Below are 23,513 nucleotides of genomic sequence, written 5' to 3' on the forward strand. Positions count from 1 at the left end.
GGGTGAGCGCGGCCGAGGCTACCAGGGCGGCCTGACGGCACGACGGATCCCGCACCGGCGGGCCCCACGGTTTCTGAACGCGCCCTGGGAGCGCGGCCTCAGCGCTTGCCCTCGGAGTGCGGCCTCAGAGCGCGCAGCCCTGGGTGTCCACCCGGCCGCTCGCGCTGCTGCCCGCCGTCGCGTCCTCGCGCACCTCGGCCGAGGTCAGCACGTACCCGGTGTCGGCGCTGTCCAGGGACTTGGCGAACACCACGCCGTACACCTGCCCGTCCGGGGTGAGCAGCGGGCCGCCGCTGTTGCCCTGGCGGACCAGCGAGCGCACCGAGTAGACGTCCCGGACCACCTGGCCGCGGTGGTAGATGTCCGGGCCGTTGGCCTGGATCCGGCCGCGGATGCGGGCGGGCTGGACGTTGAAGGCGCCGTTCTCGGGGAAGCCCGCGACGATCGCGCTGTCGTTGGTCCTCGCCTCGCCCGCGAAGGTCAGCGGGGGCGCGTTGAGCTTGGGCACGTCCAGGACGGCGATGTCCCGCTGCCAGTCGTAGCGGACCACCGTGGCGTCGTACAGCTGGCCGACGCCGCCGATCTGCACGGTCGGCTCGTCGACGCCGCCCACCACGTGGGCGTTGGTCATCACCCGGTGCGGGGCGAAGACGAAGCCGCTGCCCTCCAGGGTCTTGCCGCAGGAGGTCGCGGTGCCGACCACCTTGACCAGGCTCTGCCGCGCCCGGGCCACCGCCGGGCTGTTGGCCAGCGCCGGGTCCGGGGTGTCGACCTGGGTGATCGGCTCGTGCTCGAAGGGGTTGAAGACCTGCGGGAAGCCGTTGCGGGCGAGCACCTTGGAGAAGTCGGAGAACCAGTTCGGCGCGTCACCCGGCAGCGCCTCCTGGACGCCGCTGAGGATCGCCGAGGAGCGGACCTGCTTGGAGACCGTCGGCAGGGACGTGCCGGCCAGCGCGGAGCCGATCAGCCAGGCGACCAGCAGCATCGAGATCACGTTGACCACCGCGCCGCCGGACGCGTCCAGCACCCGGGCCGGACGGCGGTCGATGTGGCCGCGCAGCTTCCAGCCGTAGTGCGCGGTGACCGCCTGGCCGATCGCGGCGCAGACGATCACCACCACCACGGCCACCACCGAGGCCGTGGTGCCGGGGCTGAGGTGGTCGAGCAGCAGCGGCAGCAGCTGGACGGCCAGCAGGCCGCCGCCGAGGAAGCCGACGAGCGACAGGACGCCCACCACGAAGCCCTGCCGGTAGCCCGAAATGGCGAATCCGACGGCGGCGAGGACCAGCAGCACATCCAGCACGTTCACTCCGACACCCTCCCACGCTTCGCGACCGTGCCGCGCCGACGGTCCGTCACGAGCTGTCGGCGCCGCCGCCCGGCAGGGCCCGGGAGTGTTCGAGGTCGCCCTGGACGAGCGCCAGGGCGTCGTCCGAGAGGTCGACGACCCGGGACGGGTCCCACGGCCGCTCCAGCCCGCTGTGGTGCAGCACCCGGTCGATCACCCCGGCGGTGAACCCCCAGACCAGCCGCCCGGCCACCGCGAAGGCCGGCCCGACGTGCCCGGACGGGTGCCGCAGCCGGACCCGGTTCGCCGGGTCGGCGAGGTCGGTGATCGTCACCCGGAACACCGCGCCGGTCTCGCCCTGGTCCACCGGCCGCACCGGCGACTCCTCGCGCCACCAGCCCAGCACCGGGGTGACCACGAAGCGGCTCACCGGGATGTACAGCCGGGGCAGCGCGGCGAAGACCTGCACCCCGGCCGGGTCCAGGCCGGTCTCCTCCCAGGCCTCGCGCAGCGCCGCCGCGATCGGGCCGGAGCCGTCCGGGTCACCGTCCTCCGGGTCCAGCGCGCCGCCCGGGAAGGACGGCTGGCCGGCGTGCGAGCGCAGCGAGCGGGCCCGCTCGATCAGCAGCAGGTCCGGCCCGTCCGGGCCCTCGCCGAACAGCATCAGCACCGCCGCCGCCCGACCGCCCTCGCTCGGCGGCAGGAAGCGGCTCAGCTGCTCCGGCAGCACCCGCTCGGCCGCGTCCCGGACCGGCTCCAGCCAGCCCGGCAGGCCGCTCCGCTCGATGGCTCCCCCGATCACGCGTCCACCCCCAGGTCCGCGACCCGCCCCTGGTGGGCGGCCGCATCAGCGCGGGCGGCGGCCTCGCCGGGGAAGTCCGACGGCGGCTTGAGCCGCTGGCCGGGCTGACCGCCCATCTCGTACTTGAGCAGCTTGCGGGCCTTCTCCGGATCCAGCTCGCCCTCCCCGTACGCGGGGCAGAGCGGCGCGATCGGGCAGGCCCCGCAGGCGGGCTTCTGGGAGTGGCAGATCCGGCGGCCGTGGAAGACCACGCGGTGCGACAGCATCGTCCACTCCGACTTCGGGAAGATCTCGGCGACGGCCAGCTCGACCTTCACCGGGTCCTCCTCGGTGGTCCAGCCGAACCGGCGGGCCAGCCGCCCGAAGTGGGTGTCCACGGTGATGCCGGGCACTCCGAAGGCGTTGCCGAGCACCACGTTGGCGGTCTTGCGACCGACCCCGGGCAGAGTCACCAGATCGGCCAGCCGGCCCGGGACCTCACCGCCGAACTCGTCGCGCAGCGCGGTCGAGAGGCCGATCAGCGACTTCGCCTTGTTCCGGAAGAAGCCGGTCGGGCGGATGATCTCCTCCAGCTCCTCCGGGTTCGCCGCCGCCATGTCCTCGGGCGTCGGGTACTTCGCGAACAGCACCGGGGTGGTCTGGTTCACCCGCAGGTCGGTGGTCTGCGCCGACAGCACGGTGGCCACCAGCAGCTGGAACGGGTTCTCGAAGTCCAGCTCCGGGTGGGCGTACGGGTACAGCTCCGCCAGCTCGCGGTTGATCCGCCGGGCCCGCCGCACCATCGCCAGGTGCGACTCGGGCTTCCTCGGCTTCACCGCCGCCGTCTTCGCGGCCGGCTTCGCGGCCTTCGCGGCCTTCGCGGCCCGCTTCACGGGCGGCTTCGCTGCTGCCTGGTTCACGTCCGGCTTCACGTCCGGCTTCAAGGCCGACTTCACGGCCTGCGTCGCGGCCGGATCGGTCGCGGTCTTCCGGGCCTTGCTCTCTGCCATGCACGAAGGCTACGCCGCCCGGCGGACCGCTTGGGGCCGATCAAGGACGGAAGAAGTGACGAACGAAGTGACGGAGGAAGTGAGGGAGGAAGTGAGGGAAGAAGCGGCTGCCGGGGCGGGTGGCGTTCAGCGCAGGGTGCGGCCGATGGTGCCCTCAAGGGTGTTGAGCAGGCCGGCCAGGGCCTCGGCGAGGCGGTCCTGCTCGTCGGGGGTGAGGCCGGAGAGCAGGGCGCGGTCGTAGGCGACGAGCTCCTGGACCAGGCCGTCGACCAGCTCCCGCCCGGCGTCGGTGAGCGAGAGGTGGGCGACCCTGCGGTCCCGGTCGTCGGTACGGCGGCTGACCAGCCCGCGCTCCTCCAGCAGCCGCAGGCGCTTGGTGACGGCGGCACCGGAGGCGAAGCTCTCGCGGGCCAGCTGGGTGGGCGTCAGCTCGACCTCGACCCGGCGCAGGGCGCCGAGGATGTCGAACTCGGCGCGGGTGAGGCCGGCCCGGGTGAGCGGGTCGGGCGTCTGCTGGAGCAGCGCGGCGCAGCGGTTGATCCGGCCGAGGACGGCGATCGGGCCGGTGTCCAGTCCCGGGTACGCGCGCTCCCACTGGCGCAGCACACCTGCGACGACGTCCTCCACGTGCGCTGCTCCCGTTCTGCGACCGACCGTCCGTCGATCCTAGGGCGTCTCTTCGGACTCCCGCCGTCCGCCCGCCCGGCAGGCGGCAGTTCGGAGCAGGCCCTCGGACGTGTCCGGCGTGCCGCGTCGCGCCAGGAGGGCCGCCAGCAGGTGGTGGGCGTGCTGCTCGGTGTCGGCGGTGCGGCGGTGCGGGAGGGCGGGGCGGCGCCATTCACCGGTGGCGGTGTCGGCGGCCTCGCGCAGTTCCAGCAGGGCGGTGGCCAGTCCGGTCCGGGCCGCCAAGGCGTCGGAGCCGACGGCCGCAGCGGCGGCGACCGCCGCCCGGGCCTCCCGGGCGGCGGTCTCGGCCCCGGCCAGGGCGCGGGACAGCCGGGTGGCGGTGCGGCGGTTGGTGACCAGCAGGCAGGCGGCGAGGCCGGTGAGCGCGCCCACGCAGGTGTCCAGCCAGCGGTCGGCGACCAGGGTCCGGGCGGGCTGGAGGCCCGCGAACTCGGTCATCAGCAGGGCCATCGGGGTGACGAAGACGGTGGCCAGCCAGTAGCTGCGGGCGATCGTCGCCTCGGCGCCGAACTGGCACAGCAGCCCCAGCCCGATCATCGCCGGCTGCCCCGAGTGGGCGAGGGGCAGTGCGGCGGTGAACAGCACCAGGCCGATCAGGTTGCCCAGCACCCGCTGCAGCGCGCGCTGCCAGGAGAGCGTGCTGTTGGCCTGGAACACCGAGGCCGCGGTGACCACCGCCCAGTAGGGGCGGCCGACGCCGAGGGCCAGCGAGAGCCACCCGGCGGCGGCGCAGCCCACCGCGACCCGCAGGGCGATCGGCAACAGCGCCGAGCCCGGCCCCAACGCCCGACGCAGTGCCCGGCGCAGCGGCGGGCGGGGGCCAGGGCGGGAGCCGGGGCGGTGGGCGCGCAGTTCGGCGGCCTCGGCCTCGGTGAGGTCGAGCAGCGGCAACCGACGGCCCCGGCGCAGGTCACGGGCCCAGGCCTCGTACCGCTCGGCGACGGCGGCGGCAGCGGAGTCGTCGGCCCGCCCGGCGGGCGCGGCCAGGGCCGACTCCGCGCGGACGAGCAGCCGCTCGGGCGCGTCGCCGAGGGTGCGCCACCGCGCCGGGGAGGAGAGGGCGAGGCTCTGCCGGGCCGCGGCGACCGCGCCGACCAGTGCGGTGCGGGCGGCCGCGTCCGGGGTGCCGGGCGCGGTGCGGGCCAGCCGGGCGGCGGCCTCCAGCGCGCGGGCGGTGGCGATCCGCTCGGGCCCGTACGGGCGCAGTAGCGCGGGGGCCATGCCGACCAGCCAGGCCAGTGCGGCGCCGAGCGCGGTGAGCGCCAGATGCGGCGGGAGGTCGGTGGGGTGCTGCGGGACGAACGCGCAGCTGGCGGTGGTGAAGGTGATGATCAGGCTGCCGGGCGGGCCGATCCGGGCGGCGTCGCAGCCCAGCTTGTGCAGCGCGGCAAGCACGGCCGCGACCGCGACCAGCACCACGGCGTCGCGGGTCAGCGCGGCGGCGGTGAGGGCGGCGGCGGTGCTGAGCAGGGTGCCGAGCAGCACGCCGGCCAGGGTGCGGGCCCGGGCCCGGTAGGGCAGGCCGTGGCCGTACAGCGCGCCGAGGCCGCCGGCCGAGGTGTAGAGCGCGAGGTCGAGTCGGCCGAGGGCGAGCAGGGTGAGGTTGAGGAGGCCGAGGGTCACCACGGCGCTGAGCGCGGGCTTGTGCCAGATGTCCCCGGGCGGGCCGACCCGGAGGGCCTGCCGGAACTGGGCGGGTGTGGCCATGAAAAAAGATTAGCAGGTAATTTACCCGTGAAATACTTGCTCGTGGGACCGGGCACATGTGTTTCCCGGGAGCGACGAGTTCTGCGGCGAGCCCCGGCCCGCGCCCCCTGAACCCCCGTCCACCTCCGCGTCCTAGTCTTCCCACGGGCCGACCGTCGAGAAGATCGAGGAAAGAGGAAGCATGCACGGGGACTTCAAGGACTTCGCGGACATTCCCACCACCACCCTGGCCGATGTCCTCGGCCGTGCCCAGGTCACGGACATCGGCCTGCGCCCGCTCTGGGCGGGCATGCCCCGGGTGGCCGGACCGGCCTTCACCGTGCAGTGCCCGCCCGGCGACAACCTGATGCTGCACGCGGCGATCTACCGGGCCGAGCCCGGCTCGGTGATCGTGGTGGAGTCCGGCGACCTGGACTACGCGCTGGCCGGCGGCAACGTCTGTGCCGTGGCGCAGCGCCGGGGCGTCGCCGCCTTCGTGGCCGACGGGCTGATCCGCGACCTCGGCGAGGTACGGGAGTTGGGCTTCCCGGTGGTCGCCCGGGGCGTCATCCCGATCCCCGGGGCCAAGAAGCAGTTGGGCACCCACGGCGCCCCGGTGCGCTGCGGCGGCGTGCTGGTGGCCGCCGGCGACATCGTGGTGGCCGACGAGGAGGGCGTCGTGGTGGTGCCCGCCGCCGAGCGGGCGAGGGCCCTGGAGGCGGCCCGGGCGAAGCTGGCCAAGGAGTCCGCCGAGACCCTGGACGACTGGGAGGCCGCCCACCACGCCCGGATCGAGCAGAGCCTGGCCGAGCTGGGCTTCACCGGGTAAGGGGTCAGTACAGCCCGTTCAGCTCCCCGAAGCCGAGCGCCCCGTCGAGCTCCGTCAGCGTCCCGGCGCCGAGCAGCTCGACGGCGGCCCGGTGGGCCGTGGTGTACGCGGCCTGGGCGAGGCCGGTACCGACGCTGACTCGCCGCACCCCCGTGGCGGCGAGTTCGGCGACGCTCGGCCCGCCCGGCCCGGCCATCGCGTTCACCGGCAGCGGGGAGCGCCGGCACAGCTCGGCGAGCAGGTCGAGGTCCAGCAGCCCGGGGACGAACAGGCCGTCGGCGCCCGCCTCGGCGTAGGCCTCGGCCCGGACCAGCACGTCGTCGAGCCCGCCCAGTCCGAACAGGAAGACGTCGGTCCGGGCGTTGACCAGCAGCTCGGGCAGTCCGGCCGCCGCGGCCGCGGTACGGGCCGCGCGCAGCCGCTCGGCCTGCTCGGCCACCGGGAACAGCGGCCCGCCGACGGCCGTCGAGTCCTCCAGGTTGACCCCGGCCGCGCCGGCGCCGACCAGTTCGGTGACGGTCTCGGCCACGTCGGCGGGCAGCGGCCCGTAGCCGCCCTCGGCGTCGACGGTGACCGGCAGGTCCACCGCGGCGACGACCCGGCGGGCCGCCTCGACCGCCGCCGCCCGGTCCATCCGCTGGCCGTCGCCGTGCCCGAGCGACCAGGAGACGCCGCCGCTGGTGGTGGCGATGGCCCGGGCGCCGGCCGAGGCGATCACCGCGGCGCTGCCCGCGTCCCAGGCGTTGGGCAGGACGAGCACGCCCTCCGCGAGGAGTTCGCGCAGCCGCAGCGCCCGCTCGCGGGCCTCGGGGGTGGTGGACATGGTGGGTCACCGGCTTTCGTACGGAACGGTGGGAACGCAGGCATCCTGCGCCCCGCTCCGGGCCGGCCACCAGTGATTAAGCTGGGGCCGAATCTTCCGAAGGGGGCCGCGGCATGCGGACGGAACTCCACTTCTCCACCCAGGACTTGGCGCTGACCCGGTTCGCGGTCAGCCCGATGCAGGAGGTGGTGACCAGCCTGCGCGCGCTGGCCCGCTCCCCCGTCCCGGCGCTGCACCGCCGCTGGGCCGACCAGGTGCGCGAGCGGCTGGCCGCCGCCGGACTGGACCGGGGCCGACTGGCCGCGATGGTCCCGCCCGAGGGCCACCTGCCCGACTTCCTCAACCCCGCCCCGGCGGGCTGCTCGACCACGCTCGCCGAGGAGCTGTCCGCGATCACCGCGACCGACGCCGAGCAGGTCCGCGCCGACCTCGACATCCTGGCCGCCGAGGCCGGCGGCACGCTGCCCACCGCCCTGGAACCGCTGCACCGCGACCCGGCCGGCCAGCTGCCCCGGCTGGCCGCCGAGATCGAGGCGTACTGGGAGCTGGCACTCGCCCCGTACTGGGCCCGGATCAGCGCGCTGCTGGCCGCGGACGTCTTCCACCGCTCCCGGCAGGCCGCCGAACACGGCAGCGCGCGGATGCTGGACGACCTGCACGAGACGATCCGCTGGGACGGCACCGCGCTGCGCCTGGAGCACCGCCACTGCGCGGTGAACCGGCTGAACACCGCGGCCGGACTGCTGCTGGTGCCCTCGGCCTTCGCCTGGCCGCGGGTGCTCACCCGGGTGCTGCCGCCGGACCCGCCGCAGCTGGTCTACCCGGCGCGCGGCACGGCCGCGCTCTGGGAGGAGCGCCCGGGCTCGGCCGCGCGCACCGACGCGCTGGCCGCCGTCCTCGGCCGGTCCCGGGCCCAGTTGCTGGCCGAGCTGGACTCCCCGGCCTCGACCACCGAGCTGGCCCGCCGGACGGGGCTGTCCCCCGCCGCGGTCTCCCAGCACCTCACCGCCCTGCGTACGGCGGGCCTGACCAGCGCCCACCGGGCCGGGCACGCCGTCCTCTCCGCCCGCACCGCCGTGGGCGACTCCCTGTTCGATCCGGACGGACGGAAGTTCGACCGGGCGGCCGCCGCCGGACGCCCCGCCCCGTGACCCGCCGGTGCGAATGGCCCCGCACGGCACACCCGGACACACCCCCTCCTCATATGATCGGAGCGACATGCGCCATGCTTGGTGATGCAGAACACTGAACGGAAACTTGCGCCGGACGGCCCACCCGCCGGACGGCCGAGAAGGAGGAAGCACGTGGACGACGTTCTGCGGCGCGCCGCACTCTTCGCGGCACTCGACGACGAACAGGCCGGCGAGCTGCGCGCTTCCATGACCGAGGTCACCCTCGCCCGTGGTGAGTCGCTGTTCCACGAGGGCGACCCGGGCGACCGGCTGTACGTCGTCGCGGAGGGCAAGGTCAAGCTGCACCGCGCCTCGCCGGACGGCCGCGAGAACATGCTGGCCGTGCTCGGCCCCAGCGAGATGATCGGCGAGCTGTCGCTGTTCGACCCGGGCCCGCGCACCGCCACCGCCAGCGCGCTGACCGAGGTCAAGCTGCTCGGCCTCGGCCACGGCGACCTGCAGCCCTGGCTGCACGCCCGCCCCGAGGTCTCCATCGCGCTGCTGCGGGCCATCGCCCGCCGACTGCGCCGGACCAACGACGTGATGTCCGACCTGGTCTTCTCCGACGTGCCCGGCCGCGTCGCCAAGGCCCTGCTGGACCTCTCCCGCCGCTTCGGCGTGCAGTCCGAGGAGGGCATCCACGTCGCCCACGACCTCACCCAGGAGGAGCTGGCCCAGCTGGTCGGCGCCTCCCGCGAGACGGTCAACAAGGCGCTCGCCGACTTCGCCGGCCGCGGCTGGCTGAAGCTGGAGGCGCGCGCGGTGGTCCTGCTGGACGTCGAGCGGCTGTCGCGCCGCTCGCGCTGACGCTCCGAGCACCGCGAAGGGCCCGTCCGAGCCGGACGGGCCCTTCGGCGTTCCGGGATCAGCCCTGGTCCGGGATCAGCCCGTGATCCTCCAGGTACTCCAGCTGGGCCCGCACCGACAGCTCGGCGGCCGGCCAGAGCGCCCGGTCCACGTCCGCGTAGACCCGGGCGACCACCTCGGCGGCCGTCCGGCAGCCCGCCTCGACCGCGGTCTCCACCTGGGCGAGCCGGGTGGCCCGGTGCGCCAGGTAGTAGTCGACCGCGCCCAGCGCGTCCGCGAGCACCGGGCCGTGGCCGGGCAGCACCGTCCGCACGCCGTGCGCGGAGGCCATCGTGTGCAGGTGGCGCAGCGAGTCCAGGTAGTCCCCGAGCCGGCCGTCCGGGTGGGCGACCATCGTGGTGCCGCGGCCGAGCACGGTGTCCCCGGTGAGGACCGCGCCGTCGTCCGGCAGGTGGAAGGTCAGCGAGTCCGAGGTGTGGCCGGGGGTGGCGACCACCCGCAGGTCGAGGCCGCCGACGTCCAGCCGCTGGCCGCCGACCAGGCCCTCGGAGCCCAGCCGGTGCGCCGGGTCCAGGGCCCGTACCTCGGTGCCGGTCAGCTCGGCGAAGCGGGCCGCGCCCTCGGCGTGGTCGGCGTGGCCGTGGGTCAGCAGGGTGAGCGCGATCCGCTTGCCGCGCTCCTCGGCGAGGTCGAGCACCCGGCGCAGGTGGCCCTCGTGCAGCGGGCCGGGGTCGACCACCACCGCGAGGTCCGAGCCGGGCTCGGAGAGCAGCCAGGTGTTGGTGCCGTCCAGGGTCATCGGCGACGGGTTCGGCGCCAGCACGCACAGCGCCCGCGCGGTGGCCTCCCCGCCCACCGCCGCAGCGGGGTCGCCCGGCAGGACTCCGCTCATGCGCCCACCCACCTCTCGACGGTTCGCCCGCTCACCGGCCACCCTCCAGTTCGCGGTGCAGGGCCCGCAGGGGCAGGACCCGGACGAGGGCGCGCTGGGCGACCTCGACGAACGGGACCGGACCGTCACAGGCCGCGGAACGGGGGATCACTCGGCGGGCGGGCAGCTCGGGGGCCGTCCGGCGAGCCACATCGTCGTGGTCCATCGGTCGTCGGTCCTTTCCGGTCGGCGTCTCTCGAAGTCGTCGTGCAACGGGTTCGCACGAGGGGGTTCTCGTACGGAGGAGGTCAGGATTCCTCGGCGGGGAACTCCCCGTCGATGGTCAGTTCGTCGTACCCGGGCCAGCGGACCGTCATCCGGTCGCCGCGGACCTCGGCCCGGCCCAGCACCGGCTCCAGCACCCGGTCGGCGGCCGCGGCCAGCGCCTCGGCGGCGGTCCGCACCGACGACAGCTCGCGCAGCACCGTGACCGTCGGCGGCAGCATGCCGAACCGGCCCTCCCGGTGGCCCCGGACCGCCTCGGCAGGCGTCAGCCAGGCGACCCGGTCGGCCTCGCCGACCTCCAGCGCCGCACGCTGCCCGGCCGGCAGGGCGGCGACGAAGAACCAGGTGTCATAGCGCCGCTCCTCGAACTCCGGGGTGATCCAGCGGGCCCAGCCGCCCAGCAGGTCACTGCGCAGCACCAGGCCGTGGTCCCGCAGGAACTCGGCGAAGGACAGCTCGTGGGCCTCCAGCGCGGCCCGCTCCGCGGACCAGTCACGCGGTGCGGCGACGCTCTCCGGGTCCGGTCCGGCCAGCAGCACGCCGGCCTCCTCGAAGGTCTCGCGCACCGCCGCGCAGACCACCGCCCGCGCCGTCCGGGCGTCCACCCCGAGCCGCTGCGCCCACTCCTCGGGCGACGGCCCGGCCCAGCCGGTCTCGACCTCGGCGTCCCGCGGGTCCACCCCGCCGCCCGGGTAGGCGTACATCCCGGCCGCGAAGGCCATCGAGGTGCGACGGCGCAGCAGGTAGGCCTCCGGCCCGTCGGCGGCGTCGCGCAGCAGCACGACCGTCGCGGCGGGCCTGGCCACCGCCGGGGTGAGCAGGCCGGAGTCGACCGCCCGAATCCGGGCGGGCCAGCCGGGCGGCATCGGGAGCGTCGTTGCTCGATGGTCCATGCCCGGATGCTAAGCGCACGAAGGCGGGGTTGGACAGGCCCGACCCCGCCTTCGTGATCACGCTCGGACTCAGGCGCTCTTGACGCGCACCTGGAGCTCGACCTCGACCGGGGCGTCCAGCGGCAGCACCGCGACGCCGACCGCGCTGCGGGCGTGCACGCCGGCCTCGCCCAGCACCGTGCCGAGCAGCTCGCTGGCACCGTTGATCACGGCGGGCTGGCCGATGAAGTCGGGGGCGGAGGCGACGAAGCCGACCACCTTCACGACCTGCTCGATCAGGTCCAGGTCGCCGATCACCGACTTCACGGCGGCCAGGGCGTTCAGCGCGCAGGTCTGCGCGAGCTCCTTGGCCTCCTCCGGGGACACCTCGGCACCGACCTTGCCGGTGCTCACCAGCTTGCCGCCGACGACCGGCAGCTGGCCGGAGGTGAACACGAACTCACCGGACCGGACGGCCGGCACGTAGGCGGCGACCGGGGCGGCCACCGGCGGCAGGGTCAGGCCCAGCTCGGCGAGCTTCGACTCGACCTTGCTCATGCGTTCTTCTCCCGCTTGAAGTAGGCCACCAGCTGCTCGGTGTTCGGGCCGGGCACGACCTGGACGAGCTCCCAGCCGTCCTCGCCGAAGTTGTCCAGGATCTGCTTGGTGGCGTGCACCAGCAGGGGCGCCGTCATGTATTCCCACTTGGTCATGGCCAGACTCTAGACGAGGTGTCCCGGCGATCGCCGCCGCCCGGGCCGCCGTGCGGGCCGCGCACGCGCAGCCGTACCGGCCCTCGCCGACCGGCGTGTGAGGTGGGGCACAAAGGGGGCATGATTCAGTCCTGGCGCCCCAGGTGCTCCGGGCATCGGGAGCGCTCCCTGGTTACCCTCGCGAGAGGGCGTCCTCGCGAGGGGGCACCCGCAGGGAGGGGCGTCCGTACAGAGCGGCATCCTCGTGGAGGGGCGCCCTCGTCCGCGAGCGGCCCCCTCGGCAGGGGCACCCCGCAGGAGGGGCGCCCGCAGGGACGGAGACGGACGGAGACGCAGCGTGGCACGCACCCCCGGCCAGGCGACCCGGCGCGACCCCGACTGGGAGGGGGTCCGGCTGCACGTGGTCAGCGGCAAGGGCGGCACCGGGAAGACCACGCTGGCCGCGGCACTGGCCCTGGCCCTGGCCGCCGACGGCGGCCGGGTGCTGCTGATCGAGGTCGAGGGGCGGCAGGGCATCGCCGAACTGTTCGGGATCGCCGCCCTCCCGTACGAGGAGCGCCGGATCGCCTCGGTCTCCCGCCCCCAACTGGGGCTGCCGGCCGGCGAGGGCGGGCCGGGCGAGGTGCTCGCGCTGGCGATCGACACCGAACAGGCGCTGCTCGAGTACCTGGAGATGTTCTACAAGCTCGGCCGGGCCGGCAAGGCGCTGCAGAAGGTCGGCTTCGTCGACTTCGCCACCACCGTCGCCCCCGGCGTACGGGACGTGCTGCTCACCGGCAAGGCCTGCGAGGCGGCCCGCCGCAAGGGCCCGGACGGGCGGCGGCGCTACGACGCGGTGGTGATGGACGCCCCGCCGACCGGGCGGATCACCCGGTTCCTGAACGTCAACTCCGAGGTCGCCGGGCTGGCCCGGATCGGCCCGATACACACCCAGGCGCAGGCCGTGATGCGGGTGCTGCGGTCCCCGGAGACCGCGGTGCACCTGGTCACCCTGCTGGAGGAGATGCCGGTGCAGGAGACGGTCGACGGCTTCACGGAGCTGCGCGAGGCGAAGCTCCCGGTGGGCGGGGTGATGGTCAACATGGTCCGGCCCCCGCTGCTGGACGCGGCCGCGGTGGCCGCGGTGGACGGGGACCACCGCGAGGAGGTCGCGCTGGCCCTCGGCGAGGCCGGGCTGGGCGGGCGCTCGCGCAAGGCGGAGACGGTACGGGCGGCGGTCGAGCCGCTGATCGACCCGCTGCTGGAGCAGGCCAGGGAGCACGCCGAGCGGGTCGAGCTGGAGCGCGCGCAGCGTGCCGACCTGCAACAGCTGCGGCTCCCGACGTACGAACTCCCGCTGCTGGGCGAGGGCGTGGACCTCGGCGGGCTGTACCGGCTGGCGGGCGAACTCAAGCGGCAGGGGGCGGCGTGACTCCGGCGAACGGCGGCAGCGGTGGCGGTGGCGTTAGTGGCAGCGTTGGTGGTGGCGTCGGCCGCGGTGGCAGCGGCAACGGCAACGGCAACGGCAGCCGGCTCGCGGTGGACGAGCTGATCGACGACCCGAAGACCCGGATCATCGTCTGCTGCGGCTCCGGCGGCGTCGGCAAGACCACCACCGCCGCGGCGATCGGCCTGCGGGCCGCCGAGCGCGGCCGCAAGGTCGTGGTGCTGACCATCGACCCGGCCCGGCGGCTGGCCCAGTCCATGGGTCTGACCGAGCTGGACAACACCCCCCGGGTCGTCAAGGGGGTGGACGGGGACGGCCGGCTCCACGCCATGATGCTCGACATGAAGCGGACCTTCGACGAGGTCGTGCTGGCCCACGCCGAGCCCGAGCGGGCCAGGGCGATCATGGAGAACCCGTTCTACCAGTCCCTGTCGGCCGGCTTCGCCGGCACGCAGGAGTACATGGCGATGGAGAAGCTCGGGCAGTTGCGCGCCGCCGAGGAGTGGGACCTCATCGTCGTGGACACCCCGCCGTCCCGCTCGGCGCTGGACTTCCTGGACGCCCCCAACCGGCTCGGGTCCTTCCTGGACGGCCGGGTGATCCGGATCCTGACCGCGCCCGCCAAGGTCGGCGGCCGCAGCGCGATGCGCTTCCTCAACGCCGGGATGGGCCTGCTCACCGGCACCCTGGGCAAGATCTTCGGCGCCCAGCTGCTCACCGACGTGCAGACCTTCGTCAGCGCGATGGACTCGATGTTCGGCGGCTTCCGCGAGCGCGCCGACCGCACCTACCAGCTGTTGAAGGCGCCGGGTACCGCGTTCCTGGTGGTGGCGGCGCCGGAGCGGGACGCGCTGCGCGAGGCGGCGTACTTCGTGGACCGGCTCGCCGCGGACCGGATGCCGCTGGCCGGACTGGTGCTCAACCGGGTGCACAGCACGGGCGCGCCGCAGCTCACCGCGGAACGGGCGCTGGCGGCGGCCGAGGCCCTGGAGGAGAACGGCTCGGAGCACTCCTCGCCGGAGGCGGAGCTGCTGGCGGCCGGACTGCTGCGGCTGCACGCCGAACGGATGCAGATCATGGGGCGCGAACGGCGCACCCGGGACCGGTTCGTCTCGGTGTACCCGGACGTGCCGATCGTGGAGGTGGCCGCGCTGCCGGGGGACGTCCACGACCTGGACGGGCTGCGGGCCATCGGGGGGCGGCTCAGCGGCGCGGCGTAGTCCGGGCCGCGCGGCGTAGTCCGGGCCGGGTGGGGGCCGGTGTCCCGAGCCGGGTGGGGGCCGATGGGCGCCAGTGGTCCGGGCCGGGTGGGGGCCGAGTGGTCCGGGCACTCCGGCCGGGTGGTCCGGGCCGGAACGGGGGGAGCCCCGGACCGCGAGGTGCGGCCGGGGTCAGCCCGCCTGGGCGTAGTCCGTCAGTATCACGCCGGTCGCGAGGGACTCCTCGTACTCGGTGCGGGCGGTCTCCAGCAGCCTCCGCCACGACATGACCGTCGGGCGGCGGCGCAGCAGCGCCCGGCGCTCGCGTTCCGTCATCCCGCCCCACACCCCGAACTCCACCCGGTTGTCCAGCGCGTCCGCCAGGCACTCCGTCCGGACGGGGCACCCGCTGCACACCGCCTTCGCCCGGTTCTGTGCCGCCCCCTGGACGAACAGTTCGTCCGGATCACTCGTGCGGCAGGCGGCCTGCGCACTCCAGTCGTCAACCCAGCCCATGCCGGCGCCGTCCTCTCCCGATGATTCGAGGCTCCCCCACGGCGGCAACGGCATATTCACCGTTGCCAGTTGAGGACGTTACGGAAGAAGGACTGCTTGCAACAGCCCCTTCGGGCTCAATCTCGAATGACCCGATCGGACTATGGGTATCGGTCATCTCACTCGTTGGAGTGATCGCAGGTCGCGGCACTTGCGAGCCGCGAGGCCCCCACTCTCGCCGCAGGCGCCGTCACTCAGCGCAACCGTCTACTCGAACACAACAGGCCACAGCCGCCTCAAAACCCGGACAAGGGTGAGCAATTCGGGCAAGTCTCCGCACTCACAAGAGTGAGTGATGTTGACGCACCGAAGCTGTCGCAAGCTTGTGACAAGCCTAGGCGAACACCTGCCCCGGTGTACGGGAATCGGGGACGTAGGGTTCTCCCCATGGCACCGAAGCGCCCACTGGCACCCCAGCCCCCAGGCAACCCCGGAGCTCCGCGACGCAAGAGCGGCGGATCACCGATGGACCACGTCGGCAACGGCGTGAAGTTCCTGGGCGTCAGCGTGCTCTCCGGAGTCCTGCTCGCAGGCCTCGCCCTGCCCGCCGTCGGCGCCATGGGCCTGACCGCCAAGGACACGGCGGAGAGCTTCCAGAACATCCCCGACGACTTCAAGACCCCGCCGCTCACCCAGGCGACCCAGATCTTCGACGCCAAGGGCGGTCTGATCGCCAAGGTCTACGAGCGCGACCGCACCGTCCTCACCGCCGACCAGATGTCGCCCTTCATGCGGCACGCCCAGGTGGACATCGAGGACGCCCGCTTCTACGAGCACGGCGCCGTCGACCTCAAGGGCATCCTGCGCGCCGTCGGCAAGAACGCGGAGAGCGGCACCGCCTCCCAGGGCGCCTCCACGCTGACCCAGCAGTACGTCAAGAACGTCAACGTGGAGAAGGCCGGCGACGACCAGGCGGCCGTCCTGGAGGCCCAGCGCAAGACCCTGGGCCGCAAGATCCAGGAGCTCAAGGTCGCGATCAAGCTGGAGGAGGACCTGACCAAGGATCAGATCCTCACCAACTACCTCAACATCACCTTCTACGGCCACCAGGCCTACGGGGTCGAGGCCGCGTCCCAGCGCTACTTCAGCAAGAGCAACAAGGACCTGACCGTCGCCGAGGCCGCCACCCTCGCCGGCGTGGTCCAGAACCCGTCGCAGTACGACCCGGTGCGCTACCCCGACAACACGGTGAAGCGCCGCAACGTCGTCATCGACAAGATGCTGGAGAACAAGCACATCACCCCCCAGCAGGCGGCCGAGGCCAAGGCCGCCCCGCTGGGCCTCAAGTACAAGGACCCGCAGAACGGCTGCATCACCGCCCAGGCGGGCATGGGCTTCTTCTGCGACTACGTCCGCCACGTGGTCAAGCAGGACCCGGCCTTCGGCAAGAACGCCGACGACCGCAAGAAGCTGTGGGACACCGGCGGTCTGAACATCTACACCACGCTGGACCCGGACAAGCAGGCCGCCGCCCAGAACGCCGTCACGAAGAAGGTCAACGTGACCGACCAGGTGTCGGCCGCGGCGACCATGATGGAGCCCGGCACCGGCAAGATCCTGGCGATGGCCCAGACCCGCCCGTACGGCCTGGACCCGAACAAGAACCAGACCGTCGTCAACCTCAACGTCGACGCCTCGATGGGCGGCGGCAACGGGTTCCAGACCGGTTCGACCTTCAAGCCGATCCTCGCCGCGGCGGCGCTGGAGGCGGGCATGTCGAACACCCAGTCGTTCCCGTCCGAGAACAAGATCGACTACCCCCAGATGTCGACCTGCAACGGCACCTGGAAGAACACCGACAAGCCCAAGGCCACGGTGAAGAACGAGTCGACCGGCGAGGTCGGCCCGTACGAGCTCAAGCAGGCCATGGCGCTGTCGGTCAACACCTACTTCGTGCAGATGGAGCAGCAGGTCGGCCTCTGCGCGATGAAGCAGATGGCCAACAAGCTGGGCATCACCCAGTCGGCGAAGGGCGACCAGTTCCAGGAGGTGCCCTCGATGGTCCTCGGCACCCTGGAGCTCTCCCCGCTGACCATGGCGAACGTCTACGCGACCTTCGCCGCCCGCGGCAAGTACTGCACCCCGATCGCGATCAACAAGATCACCACGGTGGACGGCAAGGACCTCAAGGTCCCGCAGTCCCAGTGCAGCCAGGCCTTCTCCGAGTCGACCGCGGACTCGCTCAACACCGTCCTGCTCAACGTGACCGAGAAGGGCACCGCGGCCGCCCTCGGCCTCGACGACGGCCGCAAGATCGCGGGCAAGACCGGTACCACCGACGAGAAGAAGGCCGCCTGGTTCGACGGCTACACCCCGTCGCTGGCCACCGCGGTCTGGCTCGGCGGCCCCGCCGGCGGCGTCAAGATGAAGAACATCAACATCGGCGGCAAGCACTTCGACGAGGTGTTCGGCGCCGACGGCCCCGGCCCGATCTGGCAGATGGCCATGAACCAGGCGCTCAAGGGCTCGCCGCTGGAGCCCATCCAGACCACCAACATCCCGGACCCCCAGCCGGCCACCCCGCCGGCGGGCACCGGCCCGACGCCGGACCCGAACGCCCAGCAGCCGGGCGCCCAGAACCCGCCGCCGCCCGCACCGGGCGGCGGGAACCCCGGTAACCCCGGTGGGGTGATAGGAGGAGGGTTCACCCTTCCGCCGGGCATGATCGGCGGGGGCGGTAACGGCAATGGCAACGGGAACGGCAACGGCGGCAGGCACGGCTGACCGACCCGACCCCGGTACGACGGCGAAGGGGCGCCCTCCGGATCTTCCGGAGGGCGCCCCTTCGCCGTGCCGGCGGTGCCGGCGGCACGGCGGCGGTGTGCCGCGTCGGAGCAGCGTGGCCGTCACGGCAGCGGCGTGCAGCTCAGCGCAGCGCGGCCTTCACCGCGGCGGCCACCCGGCCGCCCTCGGCCAGTCCGTCCACCTTCGGCTTCACCAGCTTCATCACGGCGCCCATCGCCTGCGGACCGCTCGCCCCGCTCTCGGCCACGGCGGCGGCCACGATCGCGGCCAGCTCCTCGTCCGAGAGCTGCTTCGGCAGGTAGCCCGCCAGCACCTCGCCCTCGGCGCGCTCGCGCGCGGCCTGCTCGACCCGGTCGGCCTTGTCGAAGGCCTCGGCCGCCTCCCGGCGCTTCTTCGCCTCGCGGGCGATCACCCGCTGCACCTCGTCGTCGGACAGCTCGCGCTTCTCGTTACCCGCCACCTCCTCGCTGGTGACGGCGGACAGCGTGAGCCGGATGGTGGACGAGCGCAGCTCGTCCCGGTCCTTGATGGCAGCCGTGAGGTCCTCCTGCAGCTGCGCCTTGAGCGTCGTCATGGGCCCGAGTCTCCCACCTGGGACGTTCCGTCGCTTGCCATTAACGGTTGCCGTCGGCGGTCGCTGTCAACGGCTGCCGTCAGCAGTTGCCGTCAGCGGTCGGCCGCCACCGCCGGATCCGTAACCGCCTACCCTGGTTACATGACCGACGGAGACGGCGCAGCGGAACACCCGACCGGCCTGGTCCTCACCACCGCCACCGGCACCCGCTTCCACTTCGACCCCGGCGCCCTCTGCCTGGAACTGCTCACCACCGGCGGCCCCGGCCCGTACGCCCGGTACGAGGTGCTGCACCGCCCGTCCGACCTCACCGACTGGCTCCGGCGCTCCCGGCTGCGGCTGCCCGTCGGCACCGTACTGATCACCGACGACCAGCTCGGCGCCGCCCGCACCCTGCGCGACGCCCTCTGGCACCTGGCCGCCGACCGCGCCCACGGCCGCCCCGGCGACCCCGCGGACCGCGCCGCCCTCAACCGGGCCGCCGCCCACCCCCCGCTCGTCCCCCAGATCGCCCCGGACGGCACCGCGGCCGCCCCGCTGCCCGCCGACGGCACCCAGCTCGTCTCCACCCTCGCCCGGGACGCCATCGCCCTGCTCACCGGCCCGCACGCCGACCGGATCCGGGAATGCCGGGCGCACGACTGCCGGCTGCTCTTCGTCGACACCTCTCGGCCCGGACGGCGGCGCTGGTGCTCGATGGAACGCTGCGGCAACCGCAACAAGGTCCGGGCCCTGCGCGCCCGCCGGGACACCGACCCGACCGATCCGGTCGCCCCGAACACCTCTACCGACCCGGTCGACGCGATGCAGGTCACGGAGGCCGTGTCCGCACCGCGCCACCGGACGTTCACCAGCTGATCCACCGTCTGAGAGCATGGGCTGATGCGACCGCTGTACTCCGTCCCCCTCGGTGTCGCCGCCGCCGGCGCCGCCTGCCTCGCCTACTCCGTCGGGTACGAGGTACGTGCCTTCCGGCTCCGCCGCGTCGAGGTCCCCGTCCTGCCCCACGGCGCCAAGCCCATCCGGGTTCTCCAGGTGTCCGACATCCACATGGTGGCCGGGCAGGGCAAGAAGCAGCGCTGGCTGCAGAGCCTCGCCGGCCTGCGCCCCGACCTCGTGGTCAACACCGGCGACAACCTCTCCGACCCGCTCGGCGTCCCCGCCACCCTCGACGCCCTCGGGCCGCTGATGGACTTCCCTGGCGTCTACGTCTTCGGCTCCAACGACTACTACGGGCCGGCCCGCAAGAACCCCGCCCGCTACCTCCAGGCCATGCGCAGCGGCGTCCACGGCATGAACAACCCCGACGGCACCGGCAACCGCGGCATCAGCGGCGCCGTCCACAACCCCTGGGAGAAGCTCCGCGACGGCTTCGACGCCGCCGGCTGGCTCGACCTGACCAACACCCGCGGCCGCCTCACCGTCAACGGCCTCGACCTCGAGTTCACCGGCCTCGACGACCCGCACATCCGCCGCGACCGCTACGCCGCCGTCGCCGGCGGCCCCTCCGCCGACGCCGACCTCTCGCTCGCCGTCGTGCACGCCCCCTACCTGCGCGTCCTCGACGCCTTCACCGCCGACCGCTACCCCCTGATCCTGGCCGGCCACACCCACGGCGGCCAGCTCTGCATCCCCTTCTACGGCGCCCTGGTCACCAACTGCGACCTCGACACCCGCCGGGTCAAGGGCCTCTCCACCCACAAGGCCGGCGGCCACCACTCCTACCTCCACGTCTCCGCCGGCTGCGGCACCAACCGCTACACCCCGGTCCGCTTCGCCTGCCCCCCGGAAGCCACCCTCCTCACCCTCACCCCGGCCCCCCGCTGACCCCGACCGGACGCCCGCCGAAACCGGATTTCGTGTCTCGGCGAGCGTCCGGTAGAGTTCTACTCGTCGCGAAGGAGACGGAGCGACAAACAGAAAGACCGGGGTGTGGCGCAGCTTGGTAGCGCGCTTCGTTCGGGACGAAGAGGCCGTGGGTTCAAATCCCGCCACCCCGACCCAGTACAGAGGGCCCACCGGAGAGATCCGGTGGGCCCTCTGACGTTGTGTCCGGAGGAGTTCCGAAACCCCGCCCGCTGCCCGTGTTCGTCCGGGCCCTGCTGGAGACGGGGCGGCTGGGTCGGGGCGGGGCGATCATCTTCACCGGTCGGGGCGGTTGCGGCCCCGGTACGTTTCTTGCGGGGTGCCGAGGCCCGAACAGGGCGGCTCCGTTCTCCATGCCCGCCGGGTGCCCGTACGGGCCGGGCCGCGACGACTGCTGCCGGTCCTGGGTCAGAGTGTGGTGGGGAGGGCGGCGCGGGAGGTGATGCCGAGTTTGGGGTAGGCCTTGTAGAGGTGGTGGGCGACGGTGCGGGGGCTGAGGAAGAGTTGGGCGGCGATGTCGCGGTTGGTGAGGCCCTGGGCGGCCAGGCGGGCGATCTGGAGTTCCTGAGGGGTCAGGGGGTTCGGGAGGGCCGGGGAGGGCTGGGGTGTGGGGGCCGGGGCGCCGGTGGCGGAGAGTTCGGTGCGAGCCCGGGTGGACCAGGGGTGGGCGGCGAGGCGGTCGAAGACTTCCAGGGCGGCCGTGAGGTGGGGGCGGGCGTCGGTGCGGCGGCGGGTGCGGCGGAGCCATTCGCCGTAGAGCAGGGCGGTGCGGGCCTGTTCGAAGGGGCGGTGGGTGGTGGCGTGCAGGCCGAGGGCGGCGCGGTAGGCGGGTTCGGCGAGTTCGTCGGGGCCGAGCAGGGCCTGGCAGCGCAGGCGTAGTGCCTCGGCCCAGGGGCGGCCGGCGGCGGTGGTCCAGCGGGCGAAGCGTTCGTAGGCCTCGGCGGCGCGGTCCGGGGTGCCGAGGCGGACGGCGGCTTCGACCAGGTCGGGGACGGCGCGGGTGGCGCTGACGTGGTGCCGGTGCGGGCCGGTGGTGAGGGCGTGGAGGCGGTCGGCGGCGCCCGCGGCGCGGCCCTGGCCCAGGTCGAGCAGGGCGAGGGCCCAGTGCGCCCAGGGGCGGCCGGCGGCGGGGGCGGCGGTCTGCGGGCCGGTGGTGGCGAGCGCGGTGGTGGCCAGTTCGGTGCAGCGTTCGGTCCGGCCGTCGAGGGCGGCCAGGTAGGCGAGCAGGGCGCTGAGTTGGCTGACCCACTGGTGCTGGCCGGTGTCCCGGGCGAGGTCGAGGGCCTCGGTGGCGGTGAGTTCGGCGTCGGCGTGGCGGCCGTGGAAGAGCTCGGCCTCGGCGAGGAAGAACTGCAGGGTGGGCATCACGCCGAGGGTGCCCTTGGCGCGGGCCTCGGCGACGAGTTCGCCGCCGAGGTCGACGGTCTCCTCGTCACGGCCCAGGACGAGGGTGGCGCCGCAGAGTTGGACCAGGTCGGCGGGGCTCTCGGCGCCGGCCCGGCGGGCGGCTTCGACGGCCTCGCGGGCCGGGGGCAGGACGGCGGGTGCCGGTGCGGCGGGTGCCGGTGCCGGGGATGGCGCTGCGGCAGCGGGTCGGCCGAGGGCCGGGAGGACGGCGGCGGGGAGGTAGCGGGCGAGCGGGGCGACGGGGTCGTCGGCGGCGAGTGGAAGGGCCGCAAGCCGGTCGAGCACCTCGGCCACCGGCTCCTCCCCCACGTACCAGGCGGCGTGGAAGGCCTGGAACAGCATCCGGGCGGCGTGGGCGGGTTCGACGACCTCGGCGGCGGTTTCGTGGGTGGCCTCGGCGATGGCGGCCGTTTCGTCGGCGGCGAGCGCGAGGGCGGCGTCCAGCAGCAGCCGGTACGCGGTCGGGTAGGAGCCGCGCCAGAAGTGCGCGGTGGCCCGGACATGGTCCAGCAGGGCGTGCGCGAGGACGCTGTCGGTGCGGGCGGCGGCCTCGTCGGCGAGGGTCTCGGCACGCGTCAACTCGCCTTCCTCGGTGGCGGCTTCGGCGGCCAGCACGAGACGGCGGGTGGCCGCGTCGCGGTCGGGGGTGAGCCGGGCGGCGCGTTCGTACGCGGCCGCGCCGCCGTGGCCGCCACGCCGGCCGGTGCGGACGGCGGTACGTTCCAGCGCGTCGGCAAGGGCGGCGTCGGGGGCGGTGGCGGCGAGGGCGAGGTGCCAGGTGCGGCGGTCGCCGTCCGGGAGCGCGCCGGCGACGGCGCGGTGGACGGTCAGCCGCTGGTGGTGCGGGGCGCGCTGCAGGATCGCGGAGCGCAGCAGCGGGTGCCGGAAGGCGATCCGGCGGTCGGGGGTGACGGTGACCAGGCCGGATTCCTCGGCGGGGGTGAGGTGTTCGGCGCCGACGCCGAGCGCGGCCGCGGCGGGCAGCAGGACGTCCAGTTCGCCGCTCTCCTCCGCGGCGGCGACCAGCAGCAGGGTCTGGGTGGCCGGGGGCAGGCCGGTGACCTGGCCGTGGAAGGCGATCAGCAGGCGGCTGGTGAGCGGCAGCCCGCCCGTGGTGTGCGCCTGCGAGCCGGTGGCGACGGGGAGTTCGGTGAGGGCGAGCGGGTTCCCGGCGGCTTCGGCGAGCAGACGGTCGCGGACGGCGGCGGGCAGGTCGGGGCCGGCCCGCTCGGTCAGCAGCCGGGTGGCATCGGCCTCGGCGAGGCCGGTCACCCGCACCTCGGGCAGGCCGAGTTGGCGCTCGGCGGAGGCGCCGGGCTCGGTGCGGGCGGCGAGCAGCAGGGCCACCCCTTCGGCCTGGAGGCGACGGGCGGCGAGCAGCAGGGCGTCCAGGGAGGCCCGGTCCAGCCACTGGACGTCGTCGAGCACGCACAGCAGCGGCTGGTCGGCGGCTAGTTCGGCGAGCAGTCCGAGGGTGGCGAGGCCGACCAGCAGCCGGTCGGCGGGGGCGGTGGCGGGGGCAGGGACCGTGCCGGGGGCAGCGGGCGGTGCCGCGGCCGGGTCTACGGGTGCGTCGCCGAGGCCGAACGCCGCCTCCAGGGCGCGCCGTTGCGGCCCGGGCAGGACGTCCAGCCGGTCCAGGCCGGGGGCCAGCAGCAGGCTCAGCCCGGCGAAGGGCAGTTCGGCCTCGTACTCGACGCCGGCCGCCCGGATCACCCGGAAGGCCGTCCCGGCCCGGGCCACTGCGTCGTCCAGCAGGGCGGTCTTGCCGATGCCCGCCTCGCCGCGGAGCAGCAGCGCCCCGGCGCCACCGTCCCGCGCCCGCGCCAACAGGCCGTCCACGGCGGCCTGTTCGTGTTCCCTCCCGTAGAGCATGCCCCGACCCTACCGAGCCGGCCGCCGACGCTCCGGCACAAC

At 74.1% G+C, this 23,513-nt stretch carries 22 protein-coding genes and 1 tRNA gene; 9 read left to right on the forward strand and 14 right to left on the reverse strand.

Annotated elements, in window-relative coordinates; translation table 11 throughout:
* Nucleotides 1–124 precede the first annotated feature (124 nt).
* The 5 genes from AB0F71_RS02705 to AB0F71_RS02725 all read right to left on the reverse strand — a co-directional run bounded on the left by AB0F71_RS02705 (nt 125) and on the right by AB0F71_RS02725 (nt 5,473).
* A complete protein-coding gene (locus tag AB0F71_RS02705; protein ID WP_360227010.1) occupies nt 125–1,309 on the reverse strand; it encodes a MarP family serine protease in 1,185 nt (394 codons plus the stop codon).
* 46 nt (nt 1,310–1,355) lie between these two features.
* Nucleotides 1,356–2,090: a CoA pyrophosphatase gene (locus AB0F71_RS02710; protein WP_360227013.1), complete on the reverse strand. Its 735-nt coding sequence runs from the start codon at nt 2,088–2,090 to the stop codon at nt 1,356–1,358.
* Entirely contained in the window at nt 2,087–3,079 is a 993-nt protein-coding gene (nth, locus tag AB0F71_RS02715) for an endonuclease III (RefSeq protein ID WP_360227016.1), read from the reverse strand. The genes AB0F71_RS02710 and nth overlap by 4 nt, the downstream gene beginning before the upstream one ends.
* Nucleotides 3,080–3,205: 126 nt before the next feature.
* Nucleotides 3,206–3,706, reverse strand: coding sequence for a MarR family transcriptional regulator (locus tag AB0F71_RS02720; RefSeq protein WP_360227019.1), 501 nt, complete (start codon nt 3,704–3,706; stop codon nt 3,206–3,208).
* Between the two features lie 39 nt (nt 3,707–3,745).
* The gene (locus AB0F71_RS02725) at nt 3,746–5,473 is read right to left on the reverse strand and encodes an FUSC family protein (protein ID WP_360227022.1); all 1,728 of its coding nucleotides are present in this window, start codon (nt 5,471–5,473) and stop codon (nt 3,746–3,748) included.
* A gap of 181 nt (nt 5,474–5,654) precedes the next feature.
* Between AB0F71_RS02725 and AB0F71_RS02730 the strand changes: the two genes are divergently transcribed.
* On the forward strand, nt 5,655–6,281 hold the full coding sequence (locus tag AB0F71_RS02730; RefSeq protein WP_360227025.1) for an RraA family protein: 627 nt from the start codon (nt 5,655–5,657) through the stop codon (nt 6,279–6,281).
* Between the two features lie 4 nt (nt 6,282–6,285).
* Here AB0F71_RS02730 and AB0F71_RS02735 read toward each other — a convergent pair whose 3' ends face one another.
* Complete coding sequence (locus AB0F71_RS02735) at nt 6,286–7,104, reverse strand: isocitrate lyase/phosphoenolpyruvate mutase family protein (protein WP_360227028.1); 819 nt, start codon at nt 7,102–7,104, stop codon at nt 6,286–6,288.
* 113 nt (nt 7,105–7,217) lie between these two features.
* On the opposite strand from AB0F71_RS02735, the gene AB0F71_RS02740 reads away from it, so the two are divergent.
* Both AB0F71_RS02740 and AB0F71_RS02745 read left to right on the forward strand, forming a co-directional pair.
* Nucleotides 7,218–8,255 carry a DUF5937 family protein gene (locus AB0F71_RS02740; protein ID WP_360227031.1) on the forward strand — a complete coding sequence of 346 codons (1,038 nt, stop codon included), beginning with the start codon at nt 7,218–7,220 and terminating at the stop codon, nt 8,253–8,255.
* 153 nt (nt 8,256–8,408) lie between these two features.
* Entirely contained in the window at nt 8,409–9,083 is a 675-nt protein-coding gene (locus AB0F71_RS02745; RefSeq protein WP_030288117.1) for a Crp/Fnr family transcriptional regulator, read from the forward strand.
* A gap of 58 nt (nt 9,084–9,141) precedes the next feature.
* Here the strand turns inward: AB0F71_RS02745 and AB0F71_RS02750 are convergent, their stop codons facing one another.
* The 5 genes from AB0F71_RS02750 to AB0F71_RS02770 form a co-directional block, all read right to left on the reverse strand.
* On the reverse strand, nt 9,142–9,975 hold the full coding sequence (locus tag AB0F71_RS02750) for an MBL fold metallo-hydrolase (protein WP_360227034.1): 834 nt from the start codon (nt 9,973–9,975) through the stop codon (nt 9,142–9,144).
* Between the two features lie 31 nt (nt 9,976–10,006).
* Entirely contained in the window at nt 10,007–10,180 is a 174-nt protein-coding gene (locus AB0F71_RS02755) for a hypothetical protein (RefSeq protein WP_360227037.1), read from the reverse strand.
* 82 nt (nt 10,181–10,262) lie between these two features.
* Nucleotides 10,263–11,132: an NUDIX hydrolase gene (locus tag AB0F71_RS02760; protein ID WP_360227040.1), complete on the reverse strand. Its 870-nt coding sequence runs from the start codon at nt 11,130–11,132 to the stop codon at nt 10,263–10,265.
* Between the two features lie 69 nt (nt 11,133–11,201).
* Nucleotides 11,202–11,669: a RidA family protein gene (locus AB0F71_RS02765; RefSeq protein WP_360227042.1), complete on the reverse strand. Its 468-nt coding sequence runs from the start codon at nt 11,667–11,669 to the stop codon at nt 11,202–11,204.
* Nucleotides 11,666–11,824, reverse strand: coding sequence for a hypothetical protein (locus AB0F71_RS02770; protein ID WP_360227045.1), 159 nt, complete (start codon nt 11,822–11,824; stop codon nt 11,666–11,668). Before AB0F71_RS02770 ends, AB0F71_RS02765 begins: the two co-directional genes overlap by 4 nt.
* Before the next feature lie 337 nt (nt 11,825–12,161).
* Between AB0F71_RS02770 and AB0F71_RS02775 the strand changes: the two genes are divergently transcribed.
* Both AB0F71_RS02775 and AB0F71_RS02780 read left to right on the forward strand, forming a co-directional pair.
* Nucleotides 12,162–13,235 carry an ArsA-related P-loop ATPase gene (locus AB0F71_RS02775; RefSeq protein WP_360227047.1) on the forward strand — a complete coding sequence of 358 codons (1,074 nt, stop codon included), beginning with the start codon at nt 12,162–12,164 and terminating at the stop codon, nt 13,233–13,235.
* 107 nt (nt 13,236–13,342) lie between these two features.
* Nucleotides 13,343–14,470: an ArsA family ATPase gene (locus AB0F71_RS02780; protein ID WP_360227697.1), complete on the forward strand. Its 1,128-nt coding sequence runs from the start codon at nt 13,343–13,345 to the stop codon at nt 14,468–14,470.
* Nucleotides 14,471–14,641: 171 nt separating this feature from the next.
* On the opposite strand, the gene AB0F71_RS02785 is transcribed toward AB0F71_RS02780, so the two are convergent.
* On the reverse strand, nt 14,642–14,965 hold the full coding sequence (locus tag AB0F71_RS02785) for a WhiB family transcriptional regulator (protein WP_033333275.1): 324 nt from the start codon (nt 14,963–14,965) through the stop codon (nt 14,642–14,644).
* A gap of 504 nt (nt 14,966–15,469) precedes the next feature.
* Between AB0F71_RS02785 and AB0F71_RS02790 the strand changes: the two genes are divergently transcribed.
* Entirely contained in the window at nt 15,470–17,728 is a 2,259-nt protein-coding gene (locus AB0F71_RS02790; RefSeq protein WP_360227050.1) for a transglycosylase domain-containing protein, read from the forward strand.
* Between the two features lie 142 nt (nt 17,729–17,870).
* Here AB0F71_RS02790 and AB0F71_RS02795 read toward each other — a convergent pair whose 3' ends face one another.
* The gene (locus tag AB0F71_RS02795) at nt 17,871–18,323 is read right to left on the reverse strand and encodes a GatB/YqeY domain-containing protein (RefSeq protein WP_360227053.1); all 453 of its coding nucleotides are present in this window, start codon (nt 18,321–18,323) and stop codon (nt 17,871–17,873) included.
* Nucleotides 18,324–18,464: 141 nt separating this feature from the next.
* Between AB0F71_RS02795 and AB0F71_RS02800 the strand changes: the two genes are divergently transcribed.
* The 3 genes from AB0F71_RS02800 (at nt 18,465) to AB0F71_RS02810 (ending at nt 20,323) form a co-directional block, all read left to right on the forward strand.
* Nucleotides 18,465–19,181 (forward strand): CGNR zinc finger domain-containing protein, encoded by a 717-nt coding sequence (locus tag AB0F71_RS02800; protein ID WP_360227056.1) that lies wholly within the window; start codon nt 18,465–18,467, stop codon nt 19,179–19,181.
* Between the two features lie 24 nt (nt 19,182–19,205).
* The gene (locus tag AB0F71_RS02805; protein ID WP_360227059.1) at nt 19,206–20,150 is read left to right on the forward strand and encodes a metallophosphoesterase; all 945 of its coding nucleotides are present in this window, start codon (nt 19,206–19,208) and stop codon (nt 20,148–20,150) included.
* A 99-nt stretch (nt 20,151–20,249) separates the two neighbouring features.
* Nucleotides 20,250–20,323, forward strand: a tRNA-Pro gene (locus AB0F71_RS02810).
* A gap of 274 nt (nt 20,324–20,597) precedes the next feature.
* Here AB0F71_RS02810 and AB0F71_RS02815 read toward each other — a convergent pair.
* On the reverse strand, nt 20,598–23,471 hold the full coding sequence (locus AB0F71_RS02815) for an AAA family ATPase (RefSeq protein WP_360227062.1): 2,874 nt from the start codon (nt 23,469–23,471) through the stop codon (nt 20,598–20,600).
* Nucleotides 23,472–23,513: the final 42 nt, after the last annotated feature.

Origin of the sequence: Kitasatospora sp. NPDC028055 (assembly GCF_040637885.1) — a bacterium.
In the GTDB taxonomy this organism is placed as follows: domain Bacteria; phylum Actinomycetota; class Actinomycetes; order Streptomycetales; family Streptomycetaceae; genus Kitasatospora.

Bases quoted from the DNA above. Each gene is read 5' to 3' on its own strand.
- nth (WP_360227016.1), bottom strand. From the start codon at position 3,079: ATGGCAGAGAGCAAGGCCCGGAAGACCGCGACCGATCCGGCCGCGACG.
- AB0F71_RS02725 (WP_360227022.1), bottom strand. From the start codon at position 5,473: ATGGCCACACCCGCCCAGTTCCGGCAGGCCCTCCGGGTCGGCCCGCCC.
- AB0F71_RS02730 (WP_360227025.1), top strand. From the start codon at position 5,655: ATGCACGGGGACTTCAAGGACTTCGCGGACATTCCCACCACCACCCTG.
- AB0F71_RS02735 (WP_360227028.1), bottom strand. From the start codon at position 7,104: ATGTCCACCACCCCCGAGGCCCGCGAGCGGGCGCTGCGGCTGCGCGAA.
- AB0F71_RS02740 (WP_360227031.1), top strand. From the start codon at position 7,218: ATGCGGACGGAACTCCACTTCTCCACCCAGGACTTGGCGCTGACCCGG.
- AB0F71_RS02750 (WP_360227034.1), bottom strand. From the start codon at position 9,975: ATGAGCGGAGTCCTGCCGGGCGACCCCGCTGCGGCGGTGGGCGGGGAG.
- AB0F71_RS02755 (WP_360227037.1), bottom strand. From the start codon at position 10,180: ATGGACCACGACGATGTGGCTCGCCGGACGGCCCCCGAGCTGCCCGCC.
- AB0F71_RS02760 (WP_360227040.1), bottom strand. From the start codon at position 11,132: ATGGACCATCGAGCAACGACGCTCCCGATGCCGCCCGGCTGGCCCGCC.
- AB0F71_RS02765 (WP_360227042.1), bottom strand. From the start codon at position 11,669: ATGAGCAAGGTCGAGTCGAAGCTCGCCGAGCTGGGCCTGACCCTGCCG.
- AB0F71_RS02770 (WP_360227045.1), bottom strand. From the start codon at position 11,824: ATGACCAAGTGGGAATACATGACGGCGCCCCTGCTGGTGCACGCCACC.
- AB0F71_RS02785 (WP_033333275.1), bottom strand. From the start codon at position 14,965: ATGGGCTGGGTTGACGACTGGAGTGCGCAGGCCGCCTGCCGCACGAGT.
- AB0F71_RS02790 (WP_360227050.1), top strand. From the start codon at position 15,470: ATGGACCACGTCGGCAACGGCGTGAAGTTCCTGGGCGTCAGCGTGCTC.
- AB0F71_RS02795 (WP_360227053.1), bottom strand. From the start codon at position 18,323: ATGACGACGCTCAAGGCGCAGCTGCAGGAGGACCTCACGGCTGCCATC.
- AB0F71_RS02800 (WP_360227056.1), top strand. From the start codon at position 18,465: ATGACCGACGGAGACGGCGCAGCGGAACACCCGACCGGCCTGGTCCTC.
- AB0F71_RS02805 (WP_360227059.1), top strand. From the start codon at position 19,206: ATGCGACCGCTGTACTCCGTCCCCCTCGGTGTCGCCGCCGCCGGCGCC.
- AB0F71_RS02815 (WP_360227062.1), bottom strand. From the start codon at position 23,471: ATGCTCTACGGGAGGGAACACGAACAGGCCGCCGTGGACGGCCTGTTG.